Source organism: Micromonospora sp. NPDC005197 (assembly GCF_040608295.1).
In the GTDB taxonomy this organism is placed as follows: domain Bacteria; phylum Actinomycetota; class Actinomycetes; order Mycobacteriales; family Micromonosporaceae; genus Micromonospora.
Map to the genome: position 1 here is coordinate 1 of NZ_JBEXHY010000244.1, position 3,293 is coordinate 3,293.

Consider the following 3,293-nt stretch of genomic DNA (forward strand, 5'->3'; position numbering starts at 1 on the left):
CGCGGGCCGTTTGCCGCCCGGGGTTGAGGGGCACGGGGCCCGCCCCGGGGCGGGCACCGTCACACCGCGCAGCGCGGACGGGCACCGTCACACCGCGCAGCGCGGACGGGCACCGTCACACCGCGCAGCGCGTCCTAGGAGGCTGGTTCGGACGCGTGGGCGGGAACTTCTTCGCCGACGACCTCGCCGGCCGGCTGCGCGCCCTCCACCAAAGGTCACCTTAAAGCGCAATACGGACAGGAAGGTGTGAACGTGAACAGTGCTGCCATTCATCTTCAACGGCACCAGACGGTGCGCGCTCACCCGCCGACGTGGATGCCGGGCCGACGCAGCGGGTCGGGCTCGATACGGCGAATGATCTCCCGTACCACCGGCGGGGTGTCCCCCTGGCCGAGGATCAGGTAGCGCAGCAGATGCGCGATCGGGCTGCCCTCCGACCACTCGAAGTGCGCGTGCGGGCGTACCCCGGTGGCGTCGCGCAGCGCCAGCAGGATCGCGGCGATCGCGTTCGGCGCGGCCGGGCTGCTGGCCCGCAGCACCCGGAAGCCGGCCACCTCGACGCCGTGCACCCGCAGCACCTGGCTGAACCCCGACGGATCCACCACGTCGATCTCCAGGAACAGCACGTCGGCGGCCCCGGGCACCGGGTTGATGCTCCGCTGCGCCCGCTCCTTGATCGTGTACTCCTTCGCCGAGCCGCTCTGCCGCTTGTTGGCGATGAGGTGCAACTGCCCGTCATGAGCCAGCGAATCGGCGACGAACCGGCGGGCCGGCTCGTCGAACTCGATCCGCTCGGCGCGCAGCTCCGTCGTCCGGGTGACGCGGGAGATCAGCGACACCACGATGATGCCCAGGATGAACAGCGCCGAGATGGTGATCCCGTCCGGTTGCTCGACGACGTTCTCCAACAGCGCGTACAGCAGCACCAGGGTCAGCACCGTGAACCCGATGCCGGCGGCGCGCTGGCGGTGCCGGACCGCGGAGATGGTCACCGCCACCGCGCCGGAGACCATCATCGCCAGGATGCCGGTGGCGTACGCCCCGGCCTGGGCGTTGACGTCGGCCCGGAAGGCGATCGTGATGGCGACGCTGACCACGGTGTAGACGATCACCACCGGACGTACCGCGCGTGCCCATTCCGGGGCCATGCCGTACGAGGGCAGGTAGCGGGGCACGATGTTGATCAGGCCGGCCATGGCCGAAGCGCCGGCGAACCAGAGGATGAGCACGCTGCTCACGTCGTAGACGGTGCCGAAACCCTCGCCGAGATAGGTGTGCGCCAGGAAGGCCAGCGCCCGACCGTTCGCGGGGCCGCCCGGGCGGAACTCGGCGGCGGGAATGAGCGCGGTGGTCACGAAGGTCGTCGAGATCAGGTACACCGACATGATCAGCGCGGCGGTGGTGAGCAGCCGGCGGGTGTTGCGGATCCGGGCGGCCAGCCGGGCCGCCGGGTCCGGGCCGTCGGCCGACACCAGCGGCATCATGCTGACGCCGGTCTCGAAGCCGGACAGCCCCAGCACCAGCAGCGGGAACGCCAGCACGGCCGTGATCAGGACGTGGCCCGCCCCGCCGCCCGCGGTCAGCCCGGTGGTCCAGTCCGACACGATGGCGGGGTCCTCGACGATCCGGGTCACCGCGACCACCACGATCACCGCGTTGAGGACGAGGAAGACCGCCACCAGCGGGATGGCCACCACGACGGCCTCGCGGAAGCCGAGCAGGAACACGCCGCCGAGGACGAGCAGCAGCGCCATGGTGACCAGCACCGGCACCGCCGGGCCGTGCAGGGCGTCCGGCAGGTACGGGTTCTCCAGCAGGTGCACGGTGGCGTCGGCCGAGGACAGGGTGATCGTGATGATCCACGAGGTGGCCACGAACCCGAGCAGCACGAGCACGAAGATCTTGCCCCGCCAGAACGGCAGCAGCCGTTCCAGCATCGCGACCGAGCCCTGCCCGTGCGGGCTCTCCTGGGCCACCCGGCGGTACATGGGCAGCATGCCGAACAGGGTCAGCGCGACGATCAGCATGGTCGCCAGCGGGGACAGCGCACCAGCGGCCACCGCCGCGATGCCCGGCAGGTAGGACAGGGTGGAGAAGTAGTCCACGCCGGTCAGGCACATCACCTGCCACCAGGGGTGCCGGCGGCTCTGCCCCTCTTCGGCCTCCGGGCCGGGCGGCTGCACCTGGTGCTGGAAGAGCCACCGGCGCAGCGGGCTGGCCGGCGGCGCCGACCGGGCCGGGCTGTCGACCCGCTCGGGCACCACGACACCCCGCCGGCCGCCGGAGTGCGGGCGGGCCGGGTCGCGGGCGGCGCGCAGGGCCGGGTCCGGTCCCGTCGGCGTATGGCGTCGTCCGTTCCAGCGTCGCGGTCTCGCCCGGTGCTCGTCAGCCATCGCCCGTCCCACCCTCGCAGGTCCTGATCCGACGGTAGGTGGTGCCCGGCGGTCCGACCGGCGGAACCGGGTATGCGGATGGCCTGCTCAGGGCAGGTCCTCATCCGGCGAGCAGCCGAGCGAGGGCCGGCGGGTCGGCAACGGTGACCGTGGCCGCCGGATGCCGGGGCCAGCCGCCGGGCGCCAGAGCCGGCACCGGTACGCCGAAGCGCAGGCAGACCCCGCCCGCCGTGCTGCTGCCGAAGCTCACGCCGCCGTCGACCAACGACAGGTGCGGGCCGATCACCCGCCACCAGCGGTACGGGCCGCCCACCTCGGCGCCGAGCACGTTGTCCCGGCCGGTGCGCAGCCGCCACGGCCCGTACCGGATCAGGAGGTCCTGGTCGGTGACGGCGACCCAGGCCGTCGCCGGTCGGACGCCCAGCAGCGCCAACGGTGGACGGAACGCCGAGTCGAAACGGAACGGAAACCGGGCCAAAGCGGCGGTCATCGCGCGCCGGGACGGGCGGCGGGTCGTGGTACCGGGCCGCCCGGCCGGAGCGGACCGGGCCGCGCGGGGCGGGGTCGGGCGGCGGGCCGGCGCCGGGCCAGGACGGTCATGGCGCGGGCGTACCCCGTACGAGCCGACCGACACCCCCGGCCGGCGCCCCGTTGACGACCGAGCACACCGCGGCCGGTCCGGCCCCCACCACCGTGCGGTGGCCCGTACCCCCGCGTGGCCGCTGGGCCGGCCGGCGGCCCGTCCCGTCACCGCCGACCGGCACAGCGAGCCCGGCCCGCACCCGCTCCCCCGCCGCCGGGCGGCCCCCCCCCCGGGGGCCGGGGGCGGGAGACCGTCGGCGCCCCCCCGGCCGTGCGCGTGACTACCCCCCGCCGGCCGGGTCAACCGGGGGGCGCGGC

At 74.0% G+C, this 3,293-nt stretch carries 2 protein-coding genes; both read right to left on the reverse strand.

The features are described from left to right. Positions 1-299 precede the first annotated feature (299 nt). On the reverse strand, positions 300-2,393 hold the full coding sequence (locus ABZU46_RS31435; RefSeq protein WP_354863323.1) for an amino acid transporter: 2,094 nt from the start codon (positions 2,391-2,393) through the stop codon (positions 300-302). 100 nt (positions 2,394-2,493) lie between these two features. Then, positions 2,494-2,883, reverse strand: coding sequence for a hypothetical protein (locus ABZU46_RS31440; protein WP_354863324.1), 390 nt, complete (start codon positions 2,881-2,883; stop codon positions 2,494-2,496). Positions 2,884-3,293 lie beyond the last annotated feature (410 nt).